Here is a 25,268-nt window from a genome sequence, read left to right as displayed (position 1 = left end):
CGGGTGTTGCGTTTAGCGGCCGGTCGCCTGGCGCATCGCGAGACGCCTCAGCACGGGCAGCGCCTGCTGCCTGCGTGCCTTGGGCGACAACGGCGGGAGATAGGAGATATCGGCGATGTCGGTGAGCTGCGAGTTCGGGTCCGGATCGAGCACTTCCAGCGCGGGCGGCTCGACGGGCTCGGCGTCGACATGCTCGGGTTCATCCACGGTCAGGCCAAGGGAGTGACGCACATCCACGCCGCGAATATGCACCGTATAACCGGCATCGGCCAATAAGCGTTCACGCGATTTCCAGTATTCGCGCGCGGACGCAGGCATGGCATGCATCGACACATATTCGATCACGATCTCATAGCCGCGAACCTTCGGATAATTCAGCAATAACTTGCCCGAACGAACATAAGAAATGTAGCGGTCGATTTTCTTCGTGAGCAAATCCTGATGCTCCCGTTCATCGCGCCAGTCGAGCTCGTCGAAGAGCCCGACATAAACGCGCCTGAAGAGAATGTTCACTCCGATGTAGTCGATCGCGTCCACGTCGCGCACAGACATGGTCAATCCCCTGCGCCCTCAGTCGGGCAAATATCAATGGACGCATTGTAATGGATCTTCACGACCGGATTATCGTGAAACACCATGTTTAATGGGACAAAATCTCAATTTAATAAGAATCCTAATCCGTCAATTAAGTGCAATCTGATTGCTGCAAACAATTTCGACAAAACGACAATCTATTCATCAATCAGGTGCGTCTGCGCGATGCATCCGCGAGATCCCCGGCGGACGCGGCTTTGGCGACTTCCTCGTTCGGTATCGCTTCGACATGCGCCAGCGGCGGCTGCTCGTTGATCCACGCATTCAGGATCGTCGACGTCACCGCGAGAATCACAGGACCGATGAACAATCCGACTATTCCGAACGCGAACATGCCGCCGAGCACGCCGGAGAGAATCAGGAGCATCGACAGATTCACGCCGCGCTTGATGAGAATCGGCCGCAGGAAATTGTCGAGCATCGCGATCATGATGGACCACACGAGCAGCAGCGATCCCGCGATGTTGTGGTCGTGCCAGAAGAGCCATGCGACCCCGCCGAGCAGCGGCAGCAGCGGGCCGATCTGCGCGAGACACAGCATCAGCATGACGGCCGTGATGATGCCCGCCGCCGGCACGCCCGCGAGCGCAAGCCCGATGCCGCCGAGCGCCGACTGCGTCACCGCCGTCACGACGATGCCGAGCGCCACCGCGCGAATCGCGAGGCCGGCGAGCTTCACGGCTTCCGCACCGCGCAGCGTGGCGATGCGCGTCGCGAAGCGCACGACGAAGCGTCCCGCCGCCTCGCCGTTCATATACAGAATGCCGGAAATGATGACGGTGATCACCATGTGCATCACGAACACGCCGACGACGGCCGCATGCGAAAGCATCCAGCGCGCGACGATCGTCACGTACGGCTCCAGCTTCGCGAGCAGGCCGCCGGGGCCCGCATCGGACAGCATTTGCCATTCTTTCGAAACGCGCGCGCCGGCGAGCGGCACGTCGTGCACCCAGCCCGGCGGCGGCGGCAGCGCGTAGCTCGGCAGGCTTTTCACGGCGGCCATGATTTCGCCGCCATGTTCAGCGAGCGTCGAGATCGCCGAATAGAGCGGCAGCACGATGACGACCAGAAGCACGAGCAGCATCACGGTCGTCGCGATCCAGCGGCGGTTGCCGCAGCGGCGCTGCACGGCGAGCATGAGCGGCCAGGTCGCCACGACGATCGTCGTCGCCCAGATGAGGCCGGGCAGGAACGGACGCAGCACATAGAGGCTGCCGACCGTGAGCGCGGTCAGGATCGTGATGACGAGCAGAATGCGGGCGATATCCACCGGCTGGCGGGGACTCGGGGGATTGGGATTCGGCTGCCCGATGGGTGGAATTGGCATGATGCGTCCGGATGAAAGTGAGAGCCGATGCCGCGCGAAGAAAAAACGCAAAGCGATGGCGCGTATCGGGCGATGGACAAGGGATAAGCGAAAGGCCGCGATCCGGCAAGGGCGCAATCATAACGGCATGCAATCCATACTACTAAAAATCGCGTGGTGCATCGAACCCGAGCCTTCGATGTCTGCTGGAAATACGTTATTAAATTGCCTATTCTTTTTTGGGCGCAGAAGAGAGCAGGCATGTTCCGCCGCGCGTCCCGAGGACGATACAAGAACGATTTGGGAGACTGTCATGGCCGGTTTTTCCCGCACTTCGCTCGTTCCTTTCATTGTCGCCGCCGGTGCTTTCGGGATCGTGACATCGCCCGGCGCCCTGGCCGCCGACGAAATCCAGAACGCCAACACGACGCAGGCCTCGCCGGTTCCATCGGCGTTGCGGCCGGTCTCGCAGCAGCAACTCGACGGCGCCGCGGGCGACAGCGCATCGTGGCTGCATTCGAACGGCTCGTATGCCGAGACGCGCTTCGCGCCCGCGACGCAGATCAACACGTCGAACGTGGCGAAGCTCAAACCCGCGTTCATCTTCCAGACGGCGGTGATGGAGTCGATGGAAACCGCGCCGATCGTCTCGAACGGCGTCATGTTCCTCACCACGTCGTACAACCACGTCTATGCGATCGACGCGGTCACGGGCAAGGAGTTCTGGCATTACAAGCACAAGATGGGGCCGGTCACGACCTTCTGCTGCGGACCGAACAACCGCGGCGTGGCGATTGCGGGCAACCGGCTCTTCATGGGCACGCTCGATTCGAAGCTCGTCGCGCTCGATGCGAAGACCGGCGGCGAGCTCTGGTCGACGCAGATCGCCGATCCCGAGCTCGGCTATTCGGAAACGATGGCGCCAGTCGTCGTCGAAGACAAGGTGCTGATCGGCACGAACGGCGGCGAGTACGGCATACGCGGCTTCGTGAAGGCGTTCGATGCGAACTCCGGCCAGTTGCTCTGGACCTTCTACACGATCCCCGACACGGGCAGCGAAGGCGTGTGGGCCGAGAACGACGCCGTGGGCCGCAACATGAAGCGCGACATCGCCGCGGAGAAAAAGACGCTCGCGGACAAGGGCACGGAGTTCACGAAGACGCTCGGCGGCGGCGTGTGGATGGCGCCCGCGATCGATCGTCAGACGCGCACGGTGTATTTCGTGGTGGGTAATCCGTCGCCCGATCTGTATGGCGCGATTCGCCCCGGCGACAATCTCTACACCGATTCGCTCGTCGCGGTCGATCTCGATAGCGGCAAGTACAAGTGGCACTATCAGTACATCGCGCACGACGTATGGGATCTCGACGCGGCCAGCCCGCCGATTCTCATCGACGTGAAAGACCGGAACGGGCAGATGATTCCCGGCATCATCCACGGCGGGAAGACGGGCTTCGTCTACGTACACGATCGCCGCGACGGCAAACTGATCCGCGTCTCCGAAGCGATGATTCCGCAGGAAGGCGTATGGACCCTGCCGACGCCCAACGGCGCGCGCATGCTGCCGGGCGCGAACGGCGGCGTCGAATGGTCGCCGATGGCCTTCAGCCCGAAGACGCGCCTCGCTTACGCGGCGAACCTGCATCAGCCGATGACGTATCAGGTCGAGGAAGCGGCGTATCCCGGTGGCAAGATCTGGCTTGGCGGCGCCTTCAAGGTGATTCCCTCGGAGCAGCAGTGGGGCCGGCTCGTCGCGGTGAATGTCGATACGGGCAAGATCGCGTGGGGCTACAAGACGGAGCAGCCGCTCATCGGCGGCGTGCTCGCGACCGCGGGCGGGCTCGTGTTCAACGGCGAGGGCAACGGGCTCTTTCGCGCCTTCGACGCGGCGACGGGCCGCAAGCTCTGGGAGTTCCAGTGCGGCGCGGGGGTGAATGCGCCGGCGGTGTCGTACACCGTGAACGGCAAGCAGTACATCGCGGTCGCCGCGGGCGGCAACACGCAACTCGACTTCAAGCGCGGCAACAGTGTGCTCGTGTTCGCGCTGCCTTGATGATGACGCGTTCGAAACGTAAGCGTGTCTGGCTGGTGTACGCGCTGTGGCTCGCCGCGTGCCTGCTGCTGTCGCTGCCGTCGTTCTCGCGCGCGGCGGGCGACGTCGCGGCGAAGGCCGCCATCTGCACGACGTGTCACGGGCTCGGCGGCAACTCGACGACGGGCGACTATCCGTCGCTCGCGGGGCAGACTTCGCGCTATCTCTATCTGCAACTGCGCGACTTCAAGGCGGGCCGCCGCAGCGATCCGCGCATGTCGCCGATGGTCGAAAACCTCACGCCCGACGACATGCACGCGCTCGCGGATTACTTCGCCGCGCAGAAACCCATCGCCACCGATTTCAAGGCGGACCCGGTCAAGGTCGAAGCGGGCCGAAAGAAGTCGGAGGAGATTCTCTGCACGATGTGCCATCTCGGCGGCTTCACCGGGCAGAACGAGATTCCGCGCGTCGCGGGGCAGCAGTATCCGTATATCGTCAAGCAGTTGCAGGACTTCCGCGACAGGAAGCGCACGAACGACGCGGGCAACATGACGAGCGTATCGAAGAACCTGACCGACGCGGATATCCAGAATCTCGCGAACTACATCGCGAATCTGCAATGAGAGCGCTCGTCTTCTCGATGATGCTGGTTTGCGCGCTCGCCCACGCCGAGCAGGACGCCTACGCGCTCAACGAACGCCTGCTCGCCGCCACGAGGGAAGGCGATCAGGCGGCCGTCACGCGCCTGCTCGACGAAGGCGCGGCCATCAATTCACGCAACCGCATCGGCGACACGCCGCTCATCAGCGCATGCAAGAAAGGCTTGACGCCGATGGCGCGCATGCTGATCGAGCGCGGCGCGAACGTGAGCCAGGCGGACGTGCAAGGCATCACGCCGCTGATGGCCGCCGCGTTCGAGGGCAACGACGAAATCGCCGCGCTTCTGATTGCGCATCGCGTTGATGTGATGGCGACCGACCGCGTCGGCAAGACGGCGATCGAGTATGCGGCCGGGCGCGGGCACACGGCCGTCGTGCAGCGTCTGCTCGATGCGGGCGTCGACGTGAACGCGGCGTATCGCAATCACCTCACGGCGCTGATGTGGGCGGCGGGCTACGATCGCGAGGAAACGGCGTCGATGCTGCTCGCCCGCGGCGCGCGACGCGATCTGCGCGACGACCGCGGCATGACGGCGAAGGACATCGCCGAGCAGACCGGCTCGACGCATGTCGCTGCGTTGCTGTCGAGCGGCTAGGCCTGGGCAAAGGCGTCGATGCCCTCGACGAGACGCTGCGCGAGACGCGGCTGGCGCAACTGCTCGATCCACCATTGCAGCGCGCGGCCTTCGTGGTCGCCGCGCCACGCGACGTACAGCACGTTCGGCTCGCGCGGATCGGCGGTTTCCTTTTCGACGAGTTCGCCACGCGCGAGCAGCGTTTGCACGCGATGCCGCGGCACCCAGCCCGTGCCGAGCCCTTGCCGCTGCGCGAGGATTTTCGCGCGCATCGTCGGCACCGCGAGCGCGGCCTGTCCGCCGAGCACGCCGTAGGCGCGTCCCGCCGAACGCGACGAATCCGCGACGACCACCGCCCGATGCGCCGCGATCTGCTCGCGCCTGAGCGGCTCGTTCAACTTCGCGAGCGGATGGCGCGGCGAGACCGCGAACGTCCATTGCATCACGCCGAGCTCGAACCAGCGCAGGCCGGGAATCGCGGGCGGCTCGTTGGTCGCGCCGACGATCAGGTCCGCGCGGCCGTCGCGCAAGGCTTCCCAGGTGCCGGAGAGCACTTCGTGGGTGAGGCGCAGCGCCACGCCGGAATCGAGCGTATCGAACGCCTGCACGACCGGCAGCAGCGTCTCGAATTCGAGGATTTCATCGCAGACGACCCATAGCCGGTCTTCCCAGCCGCTCGCGATCTGCTTCACGCGCTGCGCAAGCCGCGATACGTCGAGCATGAGGCGCGCGGCTTCGTCGGCGAGCAGATGGCCGGCGGGCGTCAGTTGCAGGCGATAGCGCCGCCGGTCGAACAGCAGCGCATCGAAGCGCGTTTCGAGCTGCCGCGCGGCATGGGAAACCGTCGAGGGCGCCTTGCCGAGCCGCGCCGCCGCGCGCGACAGGCTGCCGGTTTCGCGGATCGCGTCGAGCAGCGAGAGTTCTTCCTCCGACAACATGTTCGGCTCCATCGAACGGTTTCATCGGGACGATCGTACGGCAAGCGGCATGTGATGGTCCATCATTCGCTTGGGCGCGCGGATTGCGCGCGCGAAAGGCGACTCAAGGGAGCAGAAAGATGGGACTTCTCGTCGATGGGACATGGCAGGACAAGTGGTACGACACGTCGTCCACGGGCGGGCGCTTCGTGCGCAAGGACGCCGCGTTTCGCAACCGGGTCACGGCGGAGGGCGAAAGCGGCTTCAGGGCGGAGGCGGGACGTTATCACCTGTACGTGAGCCTCGCGTGCCCGTGGGCGCATCGCACGCTCATCATGCGCACGCTGAAAGGGCTCGACGCGATGATCGACGTATCGGTCGTCAACTGGCTGATGCTGGAAAACGGCTGGACTTTCGACGACGGCCCCGGCGTCGCGCCCGATACGATCAACGGCGCGCGCTACCTGCACGAGGTCTACACCGCCGCCGACGCGCGCTACAGCGGGCGCGTGACCGTGCCGATCCTGTGGGACAAGATGCGCGGGACGATCGTCAACAACGAGTCGTCGGAAATCATTCGCATGCTGAATTCGGCGTTCGACGGTATTGGCGCGAAACCGGGCGATTACTATCCGCCCGAACTGCGCGACGAAATCGACGCGCTCAACGCGCGCATCTACGACACGGTCAACAACGGCGTCTACAAGGCGGGCTTCGCGACGACGCAAGCCGCCTACGAGGAAGCGGTCACGCCGCTTTTCGACACGCTCGACATGCTCGAAAAACGGCTGGACACGCGCCGCTACCTCACGGGCGAGCGCTTCACGGAAGCGGACATCCGGCTTTTCACGACGCTCGTGCGCTTCGACGCCGTGTATGTCGGCCACTTCAAGTGCAATCTGCGGCGCATTGCGGACTATCCGAATCTGTCGAGATATCTGCGCGAGATCTACCGCATGCCGGGCATCGCGGCGACGGTGAACTTCGAGCACATCAAGGGGCACTACTACCAGAGCCACCGCACGATCAATCCGACGGGCATCGTGCCCGCCGGACCGGTGCTCGATTTCGCGGCCTAGTCGTACTGATACACGCCGCGCTTCGTCTTGCGCCCGAGGCGTCCCGCCGCGACGAGCTCGCGCAACAGCGGGCACGCGCGGTACTTCGAATCGCCGAAGTCCTTGAGGAATACGTCCATCACGGAGAGGCACACGTCGAGGCCGATCAGGTCCGCCAGCGCGAGCGGGCCGATCGGATGATTCGCGCCGAGCTTCATGCCCGCGTCGATTTCCTCCGCGCTCGCAACGCCTTCATAGAGCACGTAGAACGCCTCGTTGATCATCGGCACGAGAATGCGGTTGACGACGAAGCCCGGCGAGTTGCGCACGCCGATCGGCGATTTGCCGACCTTTTCGGTGAGCTCGCGCACGGCGGCGGCGGTTTCGTCGCTCGTCTGCACGCCGCGGATGACTTCGACGAGCGGCAGGAGCGGCACCGGATTGAAGAAGTGCATGCCGATAAAGCGCTCCGGCGTGGCGAGCGTCGCCGCGAGCGCGGTGATCGAGATCGACGACGTGTTCGACGCGATGATCGCATCGGGCCGCGCGGCTTCTTCGATCTGCTTCAGGATGCGGTTCTTGAGCTCGGCGTTCTCGGTCGCGGCTTCGATGACGATGTCGGCCTCCGCGAGGCGCGCGTAGTCGGTCGAGGTCTCGATGCGCTTCAATGCGGCGTCGCGCGCGGCGGCCTCCAGCTTGTCCTTCGACACGAGCCGCTCCAGGCTGCCCGTCAGCGTTTTGACGCCCTTCGCGAGCGCGGCGTCGGTGACGTCGATCAGCACGACCCTGAAGCCCGCGACGGCCGCGACCTGCGCGATGCCGTTGCCCATGGTTCCCGCACCGACGATGCCGACGGTCTGAATCTTCATGCTGTGCTCCTCCTCAATCTGCGCCGGCGCGAGCGGCCGGCAAACCGGAAATGGTCGAATGCGCGTCACCGCGATTCCGAAAGGACGATTCTACCCAGCGACGCGGGCCGCGACGTTACCCGAAAGCCGTCAAATCCTTGGGCGCGATGCCGTTTGCATGACAAAAGGCAGCGTAACGGTCCCAGCCGCTCTTCCAGTTCTCGGCGGCGAGCACCCGGTCGCTGTCGTCCACGAAAAGCAGTTCGCCCTGAATGATATTGAGCGTGACGATATCCGCGCCACCCGAATCCGGTGGTAAGGCCTCCGGCGTGTGGCTCGATCCCGCCGTTTCGTACACGACGCTGCCCGGCCTCGCGACCCACTCGTGCTCGCGATACTTCCAGCTTCCCGCGACCGTGTAGACGATCACCGTGCCCGTATGCCGATGCCGCGGCATCTGGCCTTTGGCCGGCGCCTTGATCAGCGCGACGACTTCGCCGCGAATGGGATCGAGCTTGAAATACTTGACGAGCACGCGCTCGCTGTATGGCGTGAACGGCACCCACGGCAGGTCGGCGTCGTTGAGGCAGGTGGTGTGGATCTGTTCGAACAGCATGATGTCGGCTCCTTGCATTCAGCAGTGCATTGTAGGCAGCGCGGCGCATGTCGAACATCGGCCGAATGGACGACCCGGGACGACCCCTGCCGACCAAGCCGGATCGCGCGGTATCTGCTATCGTCCACGCCATGCCAACCATCATCACCGTTTCCAACCTGTCCAAGACCTACGGGTCGGGCTTCCGCGCGCTTCGGGACGTGAACCTGGAGATCCGGCGCGGCGAAATTTTCGCGCTGCTCGGCCCGAACGGGGCGGGCAAGACCACGCTCATCAGCACTGTCTGCGGCATCGTGAATCCGAGCGAGGGCGCCGTCACCGTTGCCGGGCACGATATCGTCAAGGATTATCGCGCCGCGCGCGAGATGATCGGCCTCGTGCCGCAGGAACTGACCACCGACGCCTTCGAGACCGTCTGGGCGACCGTGTCGTTCAGCCGCGGGCTGTTCGGGCGGCCGAAGAACCCGGCGTACATCGAGAAAGTGCTGAAGTCGCTGTCGCTGTGGGCGAAGAAGGATAACAAGATCATGACGCTTTCGGGCGGCATGAAGCGGCGCGTGCTGATCGCGAAGGCGCTCGCGCACGAGCCGGAGATTCTCTTTCTCGACGAGCCCACTGCGGGCGTCGATGTCGAGTTGCGCCGCGACATGTGGGGCCTCGTGCGCGAACTGCAGAGCAACGGCGTGACCATCATCCTGACGACGCATTACATCGAGGAAGCCGAGGAGATGGCGGACCGCATCGGCGTGATCAATCGCGGCGAGATCGTGCTCGTCGAGGAGAAGCGCGAGCTCATGCGCAAGCTCGGGCAGAAAAAGCTCACGCTGCAGCTCGAGAATCCGCTCGCCGACATTCCCGCGCCGCTCGCGCCTTACGGGCTCGCGCGCTCCGCGGACGGCAACGAGCTCACCTATACGTATGACGCGCACGACGAGCCTGGCCGCATCATCGCGCTGTTGCGGCACGTGGACGAAGCCGGCGTGCGTTTCAAGGATCTGCAAACGACGCAAAGCTCGCTCGAAGACATCTTCGTGAGCCTCGTCAGGGAAGCCAAATGAATCTATACGCCGTTCGCGCGATCTACCGTTTCGAGATGGCGCGCGCCGGGCGCACGCTGATGCAGAGCATCGTGTCGCCGGTCATTTCCACGTCGCTTTATTTCGTCGTGTTCGGCGCGGCCATCGGCTCGCGCATTCCGGAAGTGGACGGCATCAGCTACGGCGCGTTCATCGTGCCCGGCCTCGTCATGCTGTCCCTGCTCACGCAAAGCATCGCGAATGCGTCTTTCGGCATCTATTTTCCGAAGTTCACGGGCACGATCTACGAGCTGCTGTCCGCGCCGGTGTCGTACTTCGAGCTGGTCGTGAGCTACGTGGGCGCGGCTGCGACCAAATCCGTCATTCTCGGGCTGATCATTCTTCTGACGGCAGGACTTTTCGTTCCGCTCAGAATCGATCACCCCGTCTGGATGATCGTGTTTCTGCTGCTCACCTCCGTGACGTTCAGCCTGCTAGGGTTCATCATCGGCATCTGGGCGGACGGTTTCGAGAAGCTGCAGATCATTCCGCTTCTGATCGTCACGCCGCTCACGTTTCTCGGCGGCAGCTTCTATTCGATCAACATCCTGCCGCCGTTCTGGAAGACCGTGGCGCTGTTCAACCCGGTCGTGTACCTGATCAGCGGCTTTCGCTGGAGCTTTTACGGGCTCGCCGATGTCGAAGTCGGCGTGAGTTTCGGCATGACGCTGGTGTTTCTGGCCGTATTCATCGCGATCGTCGCGTGGATTTTCCGGACCGGATACCGGCTCAAATCATAAGGCGGCGCGCCTCGCGCGGCGGCCGGGCATGAGGGCGTTCATCGGATGAAAATCATGAAACGCACGAAGCGCAATTTCCTCGATGCGATGGCGGCCGCGTTCGCCGGCGGCCCGGCTCATGCGGCGCCTGCCCGGCCGTACGAAATCGATCACGGCAGCGCCGGCTGGCGGCGACGCCTGTCATCCGAGCAATATCGCGTGCTCCGGCGCGGCGGCACCGAGCCGCCGTTCGCGAGCCCGCTGCTCAAGGAAGGCCGCGACGGCGTCTACGCGTGCGCCGGATGCGGCCTCGCGATGTTTTCATCGGCGACGAAATTCGAGAGCGGCACCGGCTGGCCGAGTTTTTGGAAACCGCTCGACGGCGCCGTCGCGATGCACGCGGAGGCGACCGGCCACATGCGCAACGAGGTGCATTGCCGGCGTTGCGGCGGTCATCTCGGCCATGTCTTCGACGACGGCCCGAAGCCCACGGGCCTGCGCTACTGCATGAACGGCGCGGCGCTCGAATTCCGGCCCGACGCCCCGCAATAATCCATTCATCTTCCGGCTTTCCCATGAACGCACCTGAACTCAAGCTCGATGCCGCGAAGACCGCGCTCGTGCTGATCGATTTGCAAAAGGGCATCGCCGCCTTGCCCGTGCAGCCTCACGACGCCGCGAGCGTGCTTGCCAACGCGCGCGCGCTCGCCGACCGGTTCCGCGCGCTCGGCGCGCCGGTCGTGCTCGTGAAAGTGGCGTTTCCGAACGCGCCGGGCGGCCTGCGCCCGATCACCGACGCGGGGCAGGCGCAGGAAGCGCCGGCGCCCGCGGGCTGGAGCGAGCTATGCGCGGAACTCGGCGTCGAGGCGTCGGATATCGTCGTCACCAAGCGGCAGTGGGGCGCGTTTTACGGTACGGACCTCGATTCGCATCTGCGCCGGCGCGGCATCGATACGATCGTGCTGGGCGGCATCGCGACGGCGATCGGCGTCGATACGACCGCGCGCGGCGCGCATGAGCGCGGCTACGAGCAGATCTTCGTCGAAGACGCGATGAGCGACCTGCGCGCCGACACGCACGAATCCACGCTCCGCGCCATCTTTCCGCGCATCGGCCGGATCCGTTCGACGCAGCAGGTGCTGGCGGCGCTGGCATAGCGGCGCGCGTCGCCTATGCTGTAGCGTACGTCTCATATCGACGGGCGCGGGAGGTGCGGCGATGGCGGCGATTCCCAAAGTAGCGATCGCGTGTCAGGGCGGCGGCAGCCATGCGGCGTTCGCAGCGGGCGTGCTGGACCGGCTGTTGAGCGACGCATGCTTCGGCCGCTTCGAGCTCGTCGCGCTGTCGGGAACCTCGGGCGGCGCGATGTGCAGCGCGCTTGCGTGGGCGGGCTTGCTGCTGGGCGGCCCCGCCGACGCCAGACGGCGCCTCGCCGCCTTCTGGAAGGATCTGGAGGCGCGCGAGGGGCCGGATATCGTCGCCAACGCGCTCGGCACCTGGTACGCGCGGCTGCCGGTCAATGCCGAGATCAGCCCTTATCTGTATCCGCCCGTCGCCGAGGAGCGTTTGCGCGAGCTGCTCGACCGGCATTTGCCGTTCGCGTCGCTGCCCGCGGCGCCGGAGCAGCGCGCGAAACCCACGCTGCTGGTCGGCGCGACCGACGTGCGCACGGGCGACCGCGTGATCTTTCCCGGCGACAGGCTCGATCAGGACCAACTGGTGGCATCGGCCGCGGTGCCGCCGCTGTATCGCGCGGTCGAGGCGGACGGGCGCATGTGCTGGGACGGCCTCTTCAGCAGCAACCCGCCCGTGCGCGAGTTCACCGATTTCGCGAAGGACATGCGGCCCGACGAAATATGGGTAGTGCAGATCAATCCGCAGCATCGCCGGGAATTGCCCGAGTCGATGAACGAGATCATCGACCGGCGCAACGAGCTCGCGGGCAATCTCGCGCTCGGTCAGGAGTTGTACTTCACGACGCGCGTCAACGAATGGCTCAAGGCCGATGCATCGCTCGCGCAACGCTACAAGCCGATCAAGGTTCGCGTCGTGCAGATGCAACTCGACGCGAAGGATTATCCCGGGCCGCTCGACTATGCGTCGAAGCTCGATCGCAATCCCGCGCTGCTGCATGCGCTGATCCGCAAGGGCCGCGAGCGCGCGGAATGGTTTTTCGATGCGCGCTCGGACTGGCCGAGAGAAGGCACCGCTCCGCATAAGAGCGTCTACGCGACGACGCCCGCGGCGGTATCGCCGAAGCGGTAGCGTCACCTTGCCAGTAGGCAAGCATTACGGCGTCTGCCACAAAATTTCGCGCCCCATGCGTCATACGAATGGCGAATTCGTCGGCACAATCCTATCCTTCGATTTGCATTACAAACGGCACGAAGGAAAAAATCATGAATACGAAGACACTTGGACGCATGCTTGCGGCTTCACTGATCGCGCTATACGGCACCAATGCGATGGCGGACCGCGCCTCATCGCCCATCGAAGGGCAGATGGTCGTGCAGGTCATCGGCGAGGTGAAGGCGGTCGATGCGAGCGCGCATCGTGTCACGGTCGTGAACGCACAAGGCGTCTCGACGCAATTGAACGTGAGCCCGGCCATGCAAGACCTCGACAAGCTGCCGCTCGGCACGCGCATCAAGAGTTCGGCGCTTCAACCCGTGACGCTGACACCGGTCGGGCATGCGCAGCTCCAGCAGGCCATCCCCGGCGACAAGCGTTTCGTCGCGCAAGTGACGAGCGTCGACGCCGCCACGGGCGTCGTCATGCTGAAGGATGCCGACAATGTGCCGATCGAAGTACGCGCGCGCGATGCGCGTCAGGCGAGCACGCTTGCAAGCGGCGCAACGGTCCGGGTCGATACCTTGAACAACCGCCCGACGCCATCACAAAAGAAGCAATAATCGGCGCGGCTCTTTAGGACAATTCTGATGGTCCCGCTTTTTCGGCTCAATTAATTTTGTATCACTCACTGGCGGGGCCCCGCCCGTCATGTCGAGCGCGTCCGTTCATCCCCTTGTCCGGACGCAGCGCTTTCCCCCGAGCGCACAGGACGTGCGTCGCAATCGCGGCGCGCGTCCTTTTTTTATGCCGTCGCCCGCGTCATGCCGGCGTCGACGGCACCAGCCGGACCCGCGTGATTTCGGACGGCGCGCCCAGACGTTTCGGCGGTCCCCAATAGCCGGTGCCGCGGCTCGTGTAGACCCACAGTCCACCCACCTTTTCGAGCCCCGCGACGAACGGTTGCTGCAGGCGCACGAAGAAATTCCATGGCAGAAACTGACCGCCGTGCGTGTGTCCCGAAAGCTGCAAGGTGAAACCCGCTTCGGCCGCCGCGGCGGCGCTGCGCGGCTGATGCGCGAGCAGCACGCGCACGGCAGCGGAGTCCGGCGCGCCGCTGATCGCCTTCGCCGGATCGCTGCGATGCGCGGGATCGAAGCTGCCCGCGCTGTAATCGGTGACGCCCGCCACCACGGCTTGCGCGCCGTCGTGGTTCAGCACCACATGCTGATTGAGCAGCACGTTCAGACCCAGGCGGCGAAATTCGGCAATCCATTTGTCCGCGCCCGAGTAGTACTCGTGATTCCCGGTGACGAGAAACGCGCCGTGCCGCGCGGAGAGACCCGCGAGCGGGCGCGTGTGGTCGGCGAGATTGGGCACGGTGCCATCGACGACATCGCCCGTCACGGCGATCAGATCCGGTTCGAGCCCGTTCACCGCCGCGACGATGCGCTCCACGTAGTGACGCTTGATCGTCGGCCCGACGTGAATATCGCTGATCTGCACGATGGTGAAGCCGTCGAGCGCGGCCGGCAGATCGTCGATGGGCACGTCCACGCTGACGACCGGCGCGCGCCGGCGCGCGTTGTAGAAACCGATCGCGGAGAAGAGCACGGCGAGCACGGGCACCGCGAGCGCGCTATACGCCACGAGCCGCGGCGAGCCGACGGGCACGCCACGCAGCCAGTCGAGAAGATGCACGAAGAAGAGCATCACGTCGCGCGCGAAGGTCAGAAGAAGCAGCGAGGAGAAAAAGCCGAGCGCGGTGAGCCCGAGCCAGGCGAGGCGATCGGCGAGCGACGGCGGTTCGATCTGACGCGCCGCCATGCCGAGCGGAATGAGAATGACCGACGCTGCAAGCAGCACCGCCGCCAGCGTCTTGAGCGGCACGCCGACGGGCGCGTCCGGAATGAGCCGCACGCCGACGTAGAGATGAAAAAGAATGCCGATGCCGATGAAGCGGAGAAAGAAAGCCGAGCGTCGCATAGCGCCCCAGAGAGGATCGAAGAAGCGGCAAGAAGGCGCATCAAGGACGGCTGCGCCAGAGTCAGAGCCGATTCTACCCGGTAGGAAAAGTCTGCGCCGCCGGTGCACCGATGCGGCGCATCGGCTCGATTGCAACAAATTGACCGGTATTTGGACTTTCACATGTGTAGGGCGGTATAAATCCTCCGTTTTGGTTTCTGTAATCGCATTGTCAATCTCAAAAATTAGCAATGCAAATCTAAAAAGAGGGAAAGCATGAACATGAAACTGCGCGCAATGTCCATCCTGGCGACAACCGCGATGGCAGCATCGATCGGTTCCGCGTTTGCACAGAGCGATGCGCTCGTGAAGACGGCCGAACAAGTCGCAATGTCGGAGAATCCGGTTCATCTCCAGTCGGTCATCAAGGGCATCGACACGGCCAACCGTGTGCTGATGCTGCAGGACCAGAACGGCGACGTCATGTTGCCGGTGGGTAAGCAGGCCACGAATTTCGACAAGCTGAAGGTCGGCGACATCGTGGACGTGTACTACAAGAATGCGCTGCTGATGGACATCAGCAAATCGACGGCGACCGATAAGAGCGACCGCGCTCGCGTCGACACGACCGTGGTTGCGCCGGCTTCGGGCGCGAACGTCGTCGCCGGTTTCGATGCGGTGCGCCAGGTCGAAGTGCTCGCGACGGTCGTGAAGGTCGATGCGGCGAAGCGCACGATCACGCTGCGCGGCCCGCTCCACACCATGAGTCTCGATATCGCGAAGGACGTCGACGTGAGCAAGCTGAAGAACGGCGACAAGGTTCACGCGGTGTACGTGGCAGCGCTGGCGGTCAAGGTGACGCCGCCCGCGGCGACCGCTTCGAACTAAGACGCGCGCGCTGTCAAAGCAGAAAGGCCTCGGCATGACGAATGCCGAGGCCTTTTCATTGGGCGATCATCGTTGGGCGATCAAACAGCCATGCACAGATACTTGATGACGACGTAATCGTCGATGCCGTAGTGCGAGCCTTCACGGCCGAGGCCCGATTGCTTCACGCCGCCGAACGGCGCCACTTCATTGGAGATCAGTCCGGTGTTGATGCCGACCATGCCGTATTCGAGCGCTTCGGCCACGCGCCAGATGCGGCCGATGTCGCGGCTATAGAAGTAGGCGGCGAGGCCGAACTCGGTGTCGTTGGCGAGGCGCACGACTTCTTCGTCGGACGAGAACTTGAAGATCGGCGCGAGCGGACCGAAGGTTTCTTCTTTCGCCACTTTCATTTCGGGCGTGACGCCTGTCAGCACGGTCGGCTCGAAGAAGCCGTGACCCAGCGCGTGACGCTTGCCGCCCGACGCCAGCGACGCGCCTTTTGCGAGCGCGTCCTCGATATGCGACTCGACCTTCTGCACGGCTGCTTCGTTGATGAGCGGGCCGAGCGCCACGCCGCTTTCCGTGCCGCGCCCGACCTTGAGCCCTTTGACCGCCGCCGCCATCTTTTGCGCGAAAGCATCGTAGACGCGCTCGTGCACGAAGAAGCGGTTCGTGCAGACGCAGGTCTGGCCGCTGTTGCGATATTTCGACGCGATCGCGCCTTCCACGGCGGCGTCGAGATCGGCGTCGTCGAACACGATGAACGGTGCGTTGCCGCCGAGTTCCAGCGTCACCTTCTTGACCGTCGGCGCGCTTTGCGCCATCAGCAGGCGGCCGACCGCGGTCGAGCCGGTGAACGACAGCTTGCGCACGATCGGATTGCTCGTCATTTCGCCGCCGATCGCTTTCGGGTCGCCGGTTACGATGCTGAGCACGCCTTTCGGAATGCCGGCGCGTTCCGCGAGCACGGCGAGCGCGAGCGCGGAAAAGGGTGTTGCTTCGGCGGGCTTCACGACGATCGGGCAGCCGGCCGCGAGCGCGGGTCCGACCTTGCGCGTGATCATCGCGGCGGGGAAGTTCCACGGCGTGATGGCGGCACAGACGCCGATCGGCTCCTTCGTCACGACGATGCGCTTGTCGGCGGCGGGCGACGCGAGGGTATCGCCGGCGACGCGCTTGCCTTCCTCCGCGAACCATTCGATGAACGATGCCGCGTAGGCGATTTCGCCCTTTGCTTCGGCGAGCGGCTTGCCTTGTTCGGTGGTGAGGATGAGCGCGAGATCGTCGGCGTTTTCCGTCATCAGGTCGAACCAACGGCGCAGGATGATGGCGCGTTCCTTTGCCGTTTTCTTGCGCCAGGCGGGCCAGGCGGCGTTGGCGGCTTCGATCGCGCGTTTTGTTTCGCTTGCGCCCATGAGGGGGACGGTGCCTAGCGATTCGCCGGTGGCCGGGTTCGTGATGGCGAAGGTTTTTCCGTCGCTGGATTGTTGCCATTCGCCGGCGATGTAGGCTTCGTGGCGCAGGAGGGTTGGGTCTTGGAGGTGCATTTTTTTGCCTTTTGGGCGGTGGGGGTTGCGTTTGCGTTCGCGTTCGCGATTGCGATTGCGATTGCGTTTGCTTTGTTGCCGGATCCCGTTTTCGTGTTGGTTTATTAGCACTGCCCCTCCCCGGGGCGGGGGTAACTTTCTTTGCTGCTGCAAAGAAAGTCACCAAAGAAAGCAGCTTTGTCACCGCCCGCGGTCACACGCACGTTGGCCATTCTTCTCCTCGGGGAACGGCCCTCGCCTAAAGAGTGCCCTCACAAGCCCAATCGGGCTTGGATCGCGCACGATCCGTCACGTCGCGCCGCCCAACAAACGGGTACAGCCATTTCAAGCTCCGGCCCGCTTCGCGGCCGATGGGTTTCCCTTGCATACCCAACGGCAGCGCGTAGCGCTGTGCCGAAGCTATTTCGCGCTGAGCCAGCGCGCTTCGCGCACTGGCTTGTCAGACCGTGCGCGATCCAAGCCCGATGGGTTTACGAGGGCACTCTTTAGGCGAGGGCCGTTCTCCGAGGAGAAAAATGGCCAACGTGCGTGTGACCGCGGGCGGTGAGAAGGCTGCTTTCTTTGCCTACTTTCTTTGCAGCAGCAAAGAAAGTAGGTGCCGCCCCGCACAGGGGCAGTGCTAATAAACCAACGCGAAATCGGGATCCGGCGAAAACGGGATCCGGCGAAAAAAAATCAAACCGCCACGCCAACACTCTCCATCAAAACCTCTTCAAGAATCCCCAAAGCCTCATCAAAAACCTGATCCTGAATCGTGAGCGGAAACAAGAACCGAACGACGTTCGAATACACCCCACACACGAGCAGCAACAACCCGCGCTCCAGCGCGCGCGTCTGCACGAGCTTGGCAAACGCAGCATCCGCATCATTGGAACCCGGCGTGCAGAACTCGACCGCGATCATCGCACCAGGCCCGCGCACATCCGCGATCTGCGGCACATCGCGCCTGAGCGATTCGAGTTTCGCCTTGAGCTTGTCGCCGAGCACGACAGCGCGCTCGCACAGTGCTTCCTCGTCGATGATGTCGAGCACCGCGTGCGCCGCCGCCACCGCCAGCGGATTGCCCGCATACGTGCCGCCCAGACCGCCGGGGGCCGCCGCGTCCATGATGTCCGCGCGCCCGACGACGCCCGACAGCGGCATGCCGCCCGCCAGCGACTTCGCGATCGTCATCAGATCGGGGACGACATCGTAGTGCTCCATCGCGAAAAGCTTGCCGGTGCGCGCGAAGCCGGTCTGCACTTCATCGGCGATGAGCAGAATGCCAAGCTCGTCGCAAATCCTGCGCAGGCCGCGCACGAATTCGACCGGCGCCGGATTAAAGCCGCCTTCGCCCTGTACGGGTTCGAAGATGATCGCCGCGACGCGCGTTGGGTCGATATCGGCCTTGAACAGATGCTCGAGCGCGCGCAGCGAATCGTCCACCGACACGCCGTGCAGCGCATTGGGAAACGGCGCGTGAAACACGTCCGACGGGAACGGCCCGAAGCCGATCTTGTACGGCACGACCTTGCCGGTCAGCGCCATGCCCATCAGCGTGCGGCCGTGAAAGCCGCCCGTGAAGGCGATCACGCCCGGACGGCCCGTTGCGACGCGCGCGATCTTCACCGCGTTCTCGACGGCTTCCGCGCCGGTCGTGAAAAACGCGGTCTTGTTCGGATACGTGGACGGCGCGCGCGCGGAAATCTTTTCCGCGAGCGACACATACGATTCGTACGGCACGATCTGATACGCGGTGTGCGTGAAGCAGTCGAGCTGCGCGCGGATCGCCTCGACGATCTTCGGATGGCGATGCCCCGTGTTGCACACCGCGATACCCGCCGCGAAATCGATGAAGCGCCGGCCCTCGACGTCCCACAGTTCCGCGTTCTCGGCCCGCGCCGCGTAGAAATCGCACATCACGCCGACGCCGCGCGGGGTCGCGGCATTCTTGCGGGCTTGCAGGGCGGCGTTCTTCAGATTGCTGGTCACGGCGGGATTCTCCTTGAAGCGGTAGCGGATGGGTCGGCGAGGCCGAATCGAACACAGTGACGACTATAGTAAGATTTGGCCCTTAAGTTCAGAGCCATTTCAATAAATCTATAGGAGCCAATCGATGTCCACGCGCGCAAGTGTGCTGTCCGACTGGCTCGCGCAGCGCATCGACCGCACGAACGGCCAGCCGATCTACCGGCAACTGCATCGGCTTTTGCAGCAGGCGATCCTCACGCGCGAGCTGGCGGCGGGCGCGAAGGTGCCGTCGTCGCGGCTGCTTGCGACGGAACTCGGCGTCGGGCGCAACACGGTCACGCAGGTGTACGAGCAACTGGCGCTCGAAGGCTACGTGTCGTCGGCGACGGGACGCGGCACGTTCGTCGCGGACAGCGCGCCCGACGACATCCTCTTCGACGACGCGCCCACGGCCGAAAGCACGCGCGCCGCAGCGCAATCGACGCTCTCCGCGCGCGGGTCGCGGTTGATCGCGGGCGCGGGCGTGTCCAGGCGCCAGGGCGGCGCGTTCATGCCGGGCGTGCCCGACGTATCGCGGTTTCCGTCGCGCGTATGGAACCGGCTGCACGCGAAATACTGGCGCAAGCCGGTCCCGGAGCTTCTGACCTACGCGCCCGGCGGCGGCCACGCGGGCCTGCGCCACGCGCTCGCGGACTATCTGCGCACGTCGCGCTCGGTGCGCTGCACGCCGGAACAGATTGTCGTGACGACCGGCATCCATCAGTCGATCGATCTTGCCGCGCGCCTGCTCGCGGATGCCGGCGACACGATCTGGACCGAAGACCCGTGCTACTGGGGCGTGCGCAGCGTGCTGCAGGTGTCGGGGCTCGATCTGAAGGCGATTCCCGTCGACGCCGAAGGCATCGCGCCCGCGCCCGCCGATCTGGCCGCGCCGCCCCGGCTGATGCTCGTCACGCCGTCGCATCAGTATCCGCTCGGCATGGTCATGAGCCTCGCGCGCCGCCGCATGCTGCTCGAATATGCGCGCCAGCATCGCTGCTGGATCGTCGAGGACGACTACGACAGCGAGTTTCGCTATGGCAGCCGGCCGCTCGCGTCGCTGCAGGGCATGGACACGGCCGGCCAGGTGATCTATGTCGGCAGCTTCGGCAAGACGCTGTTTCCGGGGCTGCGCATCGGCTATGTGGTCGTGCCGGAGGCGCTCGCGGAGAGCTTCGCCACGGCGAGCGCCGAGCTCTATCGCGAAGGGCAGCTGCTGCAGCAGGCGGTGCTCGCGGAATTCATCGGCGAGGGGCATTTCACGTCGCATATCCGGCGCATGCGCGCGCTTTACAGCCAGCGGCGCGACACGATGCTCGCGACGATCGCGCAGCGCTACGGCGACACGCTCGCCATCGCGGGCGGGGATGCCGGGCTGCATCTCGTGCTGAAGCTGCCGCAACACGTCGACGATCGCGCGCTCGCCGCCGCCGCGCTCGAAGAGAACATTGTGGTGCGGCCGCTGTCGGGGTATTACGCGCATCGGCCGGACGCGGAATCGGGCTTGCTGATTGGCTATGCCTGCGTGCCGGATGAGGATATCGCGCCGGCTTTCGAGAAGCTTGCCGGTGTCATCGACCGGTTTTTGCGCTGATTTTGCCAATTCGACCGAAATTTCGCGCGAACACTGGAAACGCGCGCGCATGTGGAGGATCATGTGCGCCGTTTTCCCTGTACCGCATCGAGGGCTTTTTCATGACGACTGCTTCATCCGACCGACCCTTTACCGTCATTGCCGATCTGTCCGACGACGCGCCCGCGTTGCGCGAGATTCGCCACGACATTCACCGCCATCCGGAACTCTCGTACGAAGAGACGCGCACCGCGGCGCTCGTCGCCGAACGGCTGGAGGAATGGGGCTGGACGGTGACGCGCGGCGTCGGCGGCACGGGCGTCGTCGGCACGCTGAAAGCGGGCGGCGGTGCGAAAAGTATCGGCCTGCGCGCGGACATGGACGCGTTGCCGATCATCGAGCAGAGCGGCAAGCCCTGGGCGAGCGAGACGCACGGCAAGATGCACGCATGCGGCCACGACGGCCACACGACGATGCTGCTCGGCGCCGCGCGCCATCTCGCGCGCACGCGCCGCTTCAACGGCACGGTGCATCTGTATTTTCAGCCGGCAGAAGAGCACGGCGTGCCGAGCGGCGCGCAGCAGATGATCAAGGAAGGGCTCTTCGAGCGCTTTCATTGCGATGCCGTGTTCGGCGTGCACAACCATCCGGGAGCGCAGCCGGGCACGTTCCTGTTTCGCAAGGGGCCGTTCATGGCGGCGGGCGATCAGGTGTCGATCGCGATCGAGGGCGTCGGCGGGCACGCGGCGCGTCCGCATCTGTGCGTCGATCCGGTGGTCGTGACCGCGAGCATCGTGATGGCGCTGCAGACGATCGTCGCGCGCAATGTCGATCCGGCGCAGCCGGCGGTCGTCACTGTCGGCTCGATGCACGCGGGCACGGTCAACAACGTCATTCCGAACCGCGCGACGCTCGAACTCTCGGTGCGTTCGTTCAGCCCGCAAACTCGCGAACTGCTCAAGCGCCGCATCAAGGAACTGGTCGAAGCGCAGGCCGCGAGCTACGGCGCGAAGGCCACGGTCACGTATCTGGAAGGCTATCCGGTCGTCGTGAATTCCGACGCCGAAACGGAGTTCGCGATTGAAGTGGCGCGCGAACTGGTGGGCGAGGAGAATGTCGTCGCGCACGCGGATCTGCTGATGGGCAGCGAGGATTTCGCGTTCATGCTGCAGGAACGGCCGGGCTCGTTCCTGCGCATTGGCAACGGCGCGGGTGAGGACGGCTGCATGGTCCACAACCCGCATTACGATTTCAACGACAAGAATCTGCCGGTGGGCGCCGCTTATTGGGCGCGGCTGGTGGAGCGGTTCCTCGCGTGATCGAAGCCCTCACGCCGGCAACCTGAAACTCCCGATCGCCTCGCGCAGCACGTCCACCTGATCCTTCAGCGAATGCGCGGCGGCGGCGGCCTCCTCGACGAGCGCGGCGTTCTGCTGCGTCACCTGATCCATCTCCACGACCGCGCGGTTCACCTGTTCGATGCCCGCGCTTTGCTCGCGCGATGCGTGGCTGATCTCGTCGAGAATCTCGTTGACGCGGCGCACCGACTGCACGATCTCGGTCATCGTCGCGCCGGCGTTCGACACGAGCGATGCGCCTTGCTCCACCGTCTGCGTCGAAGTCTCGATGAGCGCCTTGATTTCCTTCGCCGCCGTCGCCGAGCGCTGCGCGAGGCTGCGCACTTCCGCCGCGACGACCGCGAAGCCGCGTCCCTGTTCGCCCGCGCGCGCCGCCTCGACCGCTGCGTTCAAAGCAAGAATGTTCGTCTGGAAGGCGATGCCGTCGATCACGCCGATGATGTCGCCGATCTGCTGCGAACTCGCCGTGATGCGCGTCATCGTGTCGATCACGTCATCGACGACGCCGCTGCCGCGCGTCGCCACGTCCGCCGCCTGTTCCGCGAGACGTGCCGCCTGCGCCGCGCTTTCGGCGTTGTTCTTCACGTTGGCGGTCATCTGGTCCATGCTCGACGCGGTCTGCACGAGCGCCGCCGCCTGCTCCTCGGTGCGCTGCGACAGGTCGGTATTGCCCGCGGCGATTTCCGATGCGCCCACGTTGATGTTTTCCGTGCCATTGCGCACGCGCCCGACCGTTTCCACGAGCCCGCGCTGCATCACGCTGAGCGCGTGCAACAGGCTGGTCGTGTCGTTCGGATGCACATCGACGGCGGCGGTCAGGTCGCCCTGCGCGATGCGATGCGCCGCGCCGACCGCGAGTTCCAGTTCGCCGCCGAGATTGCGCTTGATGCTGCGCAGGACGATCAGCATCGCCGCCGTCGCGATGCCGCCGAGCAGTGCCGTGATCGCGAGCCAGCGCAGCGCGCTCGCGTAGAACGCGCTCTGCACGTCGTCCATGTACATGCCGGTGACGAGATACCAGTCCCACTGCGCGAAGCGCTGGGAATACGAGAGCTTGCCGACCGGCTTGTCGCTGCCCGGCTTGGGCCACAGATAGCTGACGAAGCCGCCGCCGGGCTGATCGCCCGCCTTCACGATATCGACGAACAGGCGATTGCCCGCCGGGTCCGTGTACGTCGACAGATCCTGCCCGACCATGCCGGGCTTGATCGGATGCATCACCATCTTCGGACGCGAATCGTTGATGGAGAGATAGCCGTCCGTGCCGTAGCGGATCGCGCCGACCACTTCGAGCGCGCGCTTTTTCGCTTCTTCTTCGGTGATCGTCTTGTTCGCCGCGAGCGCCGCGTAATGCGCCGTGATCGCGTGCGCCTCGTTGACGAGGGTCTTCAACTGCTCCTTGCGGTCGTCGATCATCGACGTCCGGTTCTGCCACGCCCCGATGATCCCGATCGCGATCAAGCCGATCCACAGCACGGCGATCAGCGAGCCAAGCTTTTTGTTCAACGTCATTCTGTTCATAGTGCGCCCGTCGCCTTTTGCGTTGTCTATCCCTTGTGCGACGGCGCATGCCGCCGCATGTCCGCTTTACGGCAGGCGGCGCGGCGGGTTGTAGGGCGGGAATTCCCGGATGACCGGGCGGGCGTTTCTTCAGATCAAAGGCGCCGGATCGGGTCCTTGTCCGGCGGCGCGTCGGGATGCTGCGGCTCGTCCGGCCGATGCCCCGGCGACGGCGGCCTGAACGGATCGGATTCCGGGTCGCGGTTCGGGTCCGCGATGGGATCCGGAATGGGCGTGGTCTGCATGTCGAAGTTCATGATGTCCCCCGAAAGGTGATTCGGCGCTATGCGGACTCGTGCGCCGCGGGCATGTGCAGCGTGAACGGCTCGCCCGGATGCGCGTCGCCGGTGTTCGAGAGCGCGGCGCGCGCACGGGCGGCGATCGCGTCGCTGCCGGTGTCGCGCGGAAGCTCGTCGAGCGCGATATGCGGCGTGCCGAGCGCGCGGGCCGCGCCGATGGGCGAGGACGCGGCGGCGTCGTCGGAGACCAGCAGACGCGCGTTGGCGATGAGGCGCGGCAAGGTGCGCGGCGCGACCGCGCCCGCGAGAAAGAGCGCGGCCGTCTGCATCGCGCCGAGGACGCCGGCGGTGCGCTCGGGATCGGGCGCGTCGCCGACGATCGCGATCTGCCAGCCGTCCGCGGCGAGTTGATCGGCGACATCGGCGTAACGCTCGGCGGGCCACGCAGGCGAATCGCGATGACTGCCCGGATGGATCAGCACCAGGCGCTCGCGCTCGATACCGTGGAACGCGGCGAGCGCGTCGTAATCGGCATCGGACGGCGCGCCGGCGTTCGCGCATGGCATGGCGCTCGGCTCGTCCGGGACGAGCGCGGGCGCGAATTCGTCGCTCAAGCTGGAAAGGGAAGTGGCTCGCATCCTGGCTCCTGCAATTGGCGTGGCCTCGTTTCGATGTCCGCGGATTCGCGAAGGGCCAGGCGCTTGGCAAGCACCCGCCGTGCCCGCATGGTTCACGGCCCGTCCGCATGGGGCGGCGCGCGCCCACGGAGACAGAATGCATCCCGGACCGTGACAGTTTGAGCGTCGATGACAGCATCTGTCACGTATTGAAGGAGCCGCGGCGGCGCTCGTCAAGGCGCGGCGATTTTCCGCGCCGATGTAAAAAGCCGCCGCCTCGCGATGCGGGGCGGCGGCTCGGTGCGCGGCTTGCGGGCAGCGCGGCGTTTCAGGTTTCCGCGTTGCCGTCGTCGGCGGGCAGCGTCTTCGGCGTGAACGCTTCGGCGCGGCGGCGGATGCCGTCGACTTCGCCGGTCACGAAGGTGCGCCGGTCGGCGGCGAGCGCTTCCTGATACGACACGCCTTCCGGCACGCGGTGTAGCAGCGCGCGCAATTCGCCCTGCGTGGTCTGCTCGACCGGCTCGTAGTCGTAAAGGCCGAGTTCGAGTTCGGCGCGCTCGTGCAGGATGAACAGGCACGACGCGAACACCGCGACGCCGAGCACTTCCTGCACGCCGAAGCGGAATTCGTGCGGCACCGGCGAGAACGGCAGCCACGCGATCAGCGCCGCGCCCGCGAGCGCCAGGGCGATCGTTGCTTTGAGCAGCAGTTGCAGGCGCGCGACGATGCGCTCGCGTTCGGTCTTCAATTGCCCCGCCGATTTCGGCACGAGCGCAATAAGCGATTGTTGACGACGGAGTTCTTCGAGCGGGAGAGCGGCCATATGGGTGTAGTCGGGACCATCGGTAAGCGCCA

At 64.8% G+C, this 25,268-nt stretch carries 25 protein-coding genes; 13 read left to right on the top strand and 12 right to left on the bottom strand.

Annotation, left to right across the window (positions count from 1 at the left end; all coding sequences use genetic code 11):
- Positions 1-12: 12 nt before the first annotated feature.
- Both AWB70_RS23190 and ydiK read right to left on the bottom strand, forming a co-directional pair.
- Positions 13-552 carry a DUF6572 domain-containing protein gene (locus tag AWB70_RS23190; RefSeq protein ID WP_053569337.1) on the bottom strand — a complete coding sequence of 180 codons (540 nt, stop codon included), beginning with the start codon at positions 550-552 and terminating at the stop codon, positions 13-15.
- Between the two features lie 190 nt (positions 553-742).
- Entirely contained in the window at positions 743-1,924 is a 1,182-nt protein-coding gene (ydiK, locus tag AWB70_RS23185; RefSeq protein WP_075644269.1) for an AI-2E family transporter YdiK, read from the bottom strand.
- Positions 1,925-2,216: 292 nt separating this feature from the next.
- On the opposite strand from ydiK, the gene AWB70_RS23180 reads away from it, so the two are divergent.
- Genes AWB70_RS23180 through AWB70_RS23170 form a run of 3 tightly spaced genes read left to right on the top strand, consistent with a single transcriptional unit; the run spans position 2,217 to position 5,193 of the window.
- Positions 2,217-3,956 (top strand): pyrroloquinoline quinone-dependent dehydrogenase, encoded by a 1,740-nt coding sequence (locus AWB70_RS23180; RefSeq protein ID WP_053569336.1) that lies wholly within the window; start codon positions 2,217-2,219, stop codon positions 3,954-3,956.
- On the top strand, positions 3,956-4,561 hold the full coding sequence (locus AWB70_RS23175) for a c-type cytochrome (RefSeq protein WP_041731848.1): 606 nt from the start codon (positions 3,956-3,958) through the stop codon (positions 4,559-4,561). The genes AWB70_RS23180 and AWB70_RS23175 overlap by 1 nt, the downstream gene beginning before the upstream one ends.
- Positions 4,558-5,193, top strand: coding sequence for an ankyrin repeat domain-containing protein (locus AWB70_RS23170; RefSeq protein ID WP_053569335.1), 636 nt, complete (start codon positions 4,558-4,560; stop codon positions 5,191-5,193). Before AWB70_RS23175 ends, AWB70_RS23170 begins: the two co-directional genes overlap by 4 nt.
- Here the strand turns inward: AWB70_RS23170 and AWB70_RS23165 are convergent.
- Complete coding sequence (locus tag AWB70_RS23165; RefSeq protein ID WP_053569420.1) at positions 5,190-6,110, bottom strand: LysR family transcriptional regulator; 921 nt, start codon at positions 6,108-6,110, stop codon at positions 5,190-5,192. The two genes, AWB70_RS23170 and AWB70_RS23165, sit on opposite strands and share 4 nt — an antisense overlap.
- A 119-nt stretch (positions 6,111-6,229) precedes the next feature.
- On the opposite strand from AWB70_RS23165, the gene AWB70_RS23160 reads away from it, so the two are divergent.
- A complete protein-coding gene (locus AWB70_RS23160) occupies positions 6,230-7,168 on the top strand; it encodes a glutathione S-transferase family protein (protein WP_053569334.1) in 939 nt (312 codons plus the stop codon).
- On the opposite strand, the gene AWB70_RS23155 is transcribed toward AWB70_RS23160, so the two are convergent.
- Positions 7,165-8,016 (bottom strand): 3-hydroxybutyryl-CoA dehydrogenase, encoded by an 852-nt coding sequence (locus AWB70_RS23155; RefSeq protein WP_041731846.1) that lies wholly within the window; start codon positions 8,014-8,016, stop codon positions 7,165-7,167. The genes AWB70_RS23160 and AWB70_RS23155 overlap by 4 nt on opposite strands.
- Before the next feature lie 115 nt (positions 8,017-8,131).
- Positions 8,132-8,611, bottom strand: coding sequence for a 2,4'-dihydroxyacetophenone dioxygenase family protein (locus AWB70_RS23150; protein ID WP_053569333.1), 480 nt, complete (start codon positions 8,609-8,611; stop codon positions 8,132-8,134).
- A 131-nt stretch (positions 8,612-8,742) separates the two neighbouring features.
- On the opposite strand from AWB70_RS23150, the gene AWB70_RS23145 reads away from it, so the two are divergent.
- From AWB70_RS23145 to AWB70_RS23120, 6 genes are all read left to right on the top strand, one after another.
- Positions 8,743-9,669 carry an ABC transporter ATP-binding protein gene (locus AWB70_RS23145; protein WP_014251250.1) on the top strand — a complete coding sequence of 309 codons (927 nt, stop codon included), beginning with the start codon at positions 8,743-8,745 and terminating at the stop codon, positions 9,667-9,669.
- Positions 9,666-10,427, top strand: a complete 762-nt coding sequence (locus AWB70_RS23140; RefSeq protein WP_014251249.1) for an ABC transporter permease — start codon at positions 9,666-9,668, stop codon at positions 10,425-10,427. The genes AWB70_RS23145 and AWB70_RS23140 overlap by 4 nt, the downstream gene beginning before the upstream one ends.
- Positions 10,428-10,472: 45 nt before the next feature.
- A complete protein-coding gene (msrB, locus tag AWB70_RS23135; RefSeq protein ID WP_053569332.1) occupies positions 10,473-10,958 on the top strand; it encodes a peptide-methionine (R)-S-oxide reductase MsrB in 486 nt (161 codons plus the stop codon).
- A 23-nt stretch (positions 10,959-10,981) separates the two neighbouring features.
- Complete coding sequence (locus tag AWB70_RS23130) at positions 10,982-11,563, top strand: hydrolase (RefSeq protein WP_053569331.1); 582 nt, start codon at positions 10,982-10,984, stop codon at positions 11,561-11,563.
- A 61-nt stretch (positions 11,564-11,624) separates the two neighbouring features.
- Positions 11,625-12,671, top strand: coding sequence for a patatin-like phospholipase family protein (locus AWB70_RS23125; RefSeq protein WP_053569330.1), 1,047 nt, complete (start codon positions 11,625-11,627; stop codon positions 12,669-12,671).
- Between the two features lie 134 nt (positions 12,672-12,805).
- The gene (locus tag AWB70_RS23120) at positions 12,806-13,318 is read left to right on the top strand and encodes a hypothetical protein (RefSeq protein WP_053569329.1); all 513 of its coding nucleotides are present in this window, start codon (positions 12,806-12,808) and stop codon (positions 13,316-13,318) included.
- Between the two features lie 199 nt (positions 13,319-13,517).
- On the opposite strand, the gene AWB70_RS23115 is transcribed toward AWB70_RS23120, so the two are convergent.
- Positions 13,518-14,681 (bottom strand): metallophosphoesterase, encoded by a 1,164-nt coding sequence (locus tag AWB70_RS23115; protein WP_053569328.1) that lies wholly within the window; start codon positions 14,679-14,681, stop codon positions 13,518-13,520.
- A gap of 300 nt (positions 14,682-14,981) precedes the next feature.
- Between AWB70_RS23115 and AWB70_RS23110 the strand changes: the two genes are divergently transcribed.
- Positions 14,982-15,548, top strand: coding sequence for a copper-binding protein (locus tag AWB70_RS23110; RefSeq protein WP_235024331.1), 567 nt, complete (start codon positions 14,982-14,984; stop codon positions 15,546-15,548).
- 80 nt (positions 15,549-15,628) lie between these two features.
- On the opposite strand, the gene AWB70_RS23105 is transcribed toward AWB70_RS23110, so the two are convergent.
- Both AWB70_RS23105 and gabT read right to left on the bottom strand, forming a co-directional pair.
- Complete coding sequence (locus tag AWB70_RS23105; protein WP_053569327.1) at positions 15,629-17,077, bottom strand: NAD-dependent succinate-semialdehyde dehydrogenase; 1,449 nt, start codon at positions 17,075-17,077, stop codon at positions 15,629-15,631.
- 675 nt (positions 17,078-17,752) lie between these two features.
- Entirely contained in the window at positions 17,753-19,036 is a 1,284-nt protein-coding gene (gabT, locus tag AWB70_RS23090; protein WP_053569418.1) for a 4-aminobutyrate--2-oxoglutarate transaminase, read from the bottom strand.
- Positions 19,037-19,172: 136 nt separating this feature from the next.
- On the opposite strand from gabT, the gene pdxR reads away from it, so the two are divergent.
- Both pdxR and AWB70_RS23080 read left to right on the top strand, forming a co-directional pair.
- Positions 19,173-20,660 (top strand): MocR-like pyridoxine biosynthesis transcription factor PdxR, encoded by a 1,488-nt coding sequence (gene pdxR, locus AWB70_RS23085; protein WP_014251240.1) that lies wholly within the window; start codon positions 19,173-19,175, stop codon positions 20,658-20,660.
- 101 nt (positions 20,661-20,761) lie between these two features.
- Positions 20,762-21,958 carry a M20 aminoacylase family protein gene (locus AWB70_RS23080; RefSeq protein ID WP_053569326.1) on the top strand — a complete coding sequence of 399 codons (1,197 nt, stop codon included), beginning with the start codon at positions 20,762-20,764 and terminating at the stop codon, positions 21,956-21,958.
- A gap of 9 nt (positions 21,959-21,967) precedes the next feature.
- Here AWB70_RS23080 and AWB70_RS23075 read toward each other — a convergent pair whose 3' ends face one another.
- From AWB70_RS23075 to AWB70_RS23065, 4 genes are all read right to left on the bottom strand, one after another.
- Positions 21,968-23,509 carry a methyl-accepting chemotaxis protein gene (locus AWB70_RS23075; RefSeq protein WP_053569325.1) on the bottom strand — a complete coding sequence of 514 codons (1,542 nt, stop codon included), beginning with the start codon at positions 23,507-23,509 and terminating at the stop codon, positions 21,968-21,970.
- A 143-nt stretch (positions 23,510-23,652) separates the two neighbouring features.
- The gene (locus AWB70_RS39065) at positions 23,653-23,814 is read right to left on the bottom strand and encodes a hypothetical protein (RefSeq protein ID WP_167350998.1); all 162 of its coding nucleotides are present in this window, start codon (positions 23,812-23,814) and stop codon (positions 23,653-23,655) included.
- Between the two features lie 26 nt (positions 23,815-23,840).
- Positions 23,841-24,434, bottom strand: a complete 594-nt coding sequence (locus AWB70_RS23070; protein ID WP_053569324.1) for a glycosyltransferase family 9 protein — start codon at positions 24,432-24,434, stop codon at positions 23,841-23,843.
- A 307-nt stretch (positions 24,435-24,741) separates the two neighbouring features.
- The gene (locus tag AWB70_RS23065) at positions 24,742-25,236 is read right to left on the bottom strand and encodes a hypothetical protein (protein WP_053569323.1); all 495 of its coding nucleotides are present in this window, start codon (positions 25,234-25,236) and stop codon (positions 24,742-24,744) included.
- Positions 25,237-25,268: the final 32 nt, after the last annotated feature.

It is taken from the genome of Caballeronia cordobensis, assembly GCF_001544575.2.
GTDB lineage: Bacteria > Pseudomonadota > Gammaproteobacteria > Burkholderiales > Burkholderiaceae > Caballeronia > Caballeronia cordobensis.
This window is presented reverse-complemented; position numbering and strand designations above follow the sequence as displayed.

Coding starts and splice junctions, on each gene's coding strand:
- AWB70_RS23190 (WP_053569337.1), bottom strand. CDS start 552: ATGTCTGTGCGCGACGTGGACGCGATCGACTACATCGGAGTGAACATT.
- ydiK (WP_075644269.1), bottom strand. CDS start 1,924: ATGCCAATTCCACCCATCGGGCAGCCGAATCCCAATCCCCCGAGTCCC.
- AWB70_RS23180 (WP_053569336.1), top strand. CDS start 2,217: ATGGCCGGTTTTTCCCGCACTTCGCTCGTTCCTTTCATTGTCGCCGCC.
- AWB70_RS23175 (WP_041731848.1), top strand. CDS start 3,956: ATGATGACGCGTTCGAAACGTAAGCGTGTCTGGCTGGTGTACGCGCTG.
- AWB70_RS23170 (WP_053569335.1), top strand. CDS start 4,558: ATGAGAGCGCTCGTCTTCTCGATGATGCTGGTTTGCGCGCTCGCCCAC.
- AWB70_RS23165 (WP_053569420.1), bottom strand. CDS start 6,110: ATGTTGTCGGAGGAAGAACTCTCGCTGCTCGACGCGATCCGCGAAACC.
- AWB70_RS23160 (WP_053569334.1), top strand. CDS start 6,230: ATGGGACTTCTCGTCGATGGGACATGGCAGGACAAGTGGTACGACACG.
- AWB70_RS23155 (WP_041731846.1), bottom strand. CDS start 8,016: ATGAAGATTCAGACCGTCGGCATCGTCGGTGCGGGAACCATGGGCAAC.
- AWB70_RS23150 (WP_053569333.1), bottom strand. CDS start 8,611: ATGCTGTTCGAACAGATCCACACCACCTGCCTCAACGACGCCGACCTG.
- AWB70_RS23145 (WP_014251250.1), top strand. CDS start 8,743: ATGCCAACCATCATCACCGTTTCCAACCTGTCCAAGACCTACGGGTCG.
- AWB70_RS23140 (WP_014251249.1), top strand. CDS start 9,666: ATGAATCTATACGCCGTTCGCGCGATCTACCGTTTCGAGATGGCGCGC.
- msrB (WP_053569332.1), top strand. CDS start 10,473: ATGAAAATCATGAAACGCACGAAGCGCAATTTCCTCGATGCGATGGCG.
- AWB70_RS23130 (WP_053569331.1), top strand. CDS start 10,982: ATGAACGCACCTGAACTCAAGCTCGATGCCGCGAAGACCGCGCTCGTG.
- AWB70_RS23125 (WP_053569330.1), top strand. CDS start 11,625: ATGGCGGCGATTCCCAAAGTAGCGATCGCGTGTCAGGGCGGCGGCAGC.
- AWB70_RS23120 (WP_053569329.1), top strand. CDS start 12,806: ATGAATACGAAGACACTTGGACGCATGCTTGCGGCTTCACTGATCGCG.
- AWB70_RS23115 (WP_053569328.1), bottom strand. CDS start 14,681: ATGCGACGCTCGGCTTTCTTTCTCCGCTTCATCGGCATCGGCATTCTT.
- AWB70_RS23110 (WP_235024331.1), top strand. CDS start 14,982: ATGGCAGCATCGATCGGTTCCGCGTTTGCACAGAGCGATGCGCTCGTG.
- AWB70_RS23105 (WP_053569327.1), bottom strand. CDS start 17,077: ATGCACCTCCAAGACCCAACCCTCCTGCGCCACGAAGCCTACATCGCC.
- pdxR (WP_014251240.1), top strand. CDS start 19,173: ATGTCCACGCGCGCAAGTGTGCTGTCCGACTGGCTCGCGCAGCGCATC.
- AWB70_RS23080 (WP_053569326.1), top strand. CDS start 20,762: ATGACGACTGCTTCATCCGACCGACCCTTTACCGTCATTGCCGATCTG.
- AWB70_RS23075 (WP_053569325.1), bottom strand. CDS start 23,509: ATGACGTTGAACAAAAAGCTTGGCTCGCTGATCGCCGTGCTGTGGATC.
- AWB70_RS39065 (WP_167350998.1), bottom strand. CDS start 23,814: ATGAACTTCGACATGCAGACCACGCCCATTCCGGATCCCATCGCGGAC.
- AWB70_RS23070 (WP_053569324.1), bottom strand. CDS start 24,434: ATGCGAGCCACTTCCCTTTCCAGCTTGAGCGACGAATTCGCGCCCGCG.
- AWB70_RS23065 (WP_053569323.1), bottom strand. CDS start 25,236: ATGGCCGCTCTCCCGCTCGAAGAACTCCGTCGTCAACAATCGCTTATT.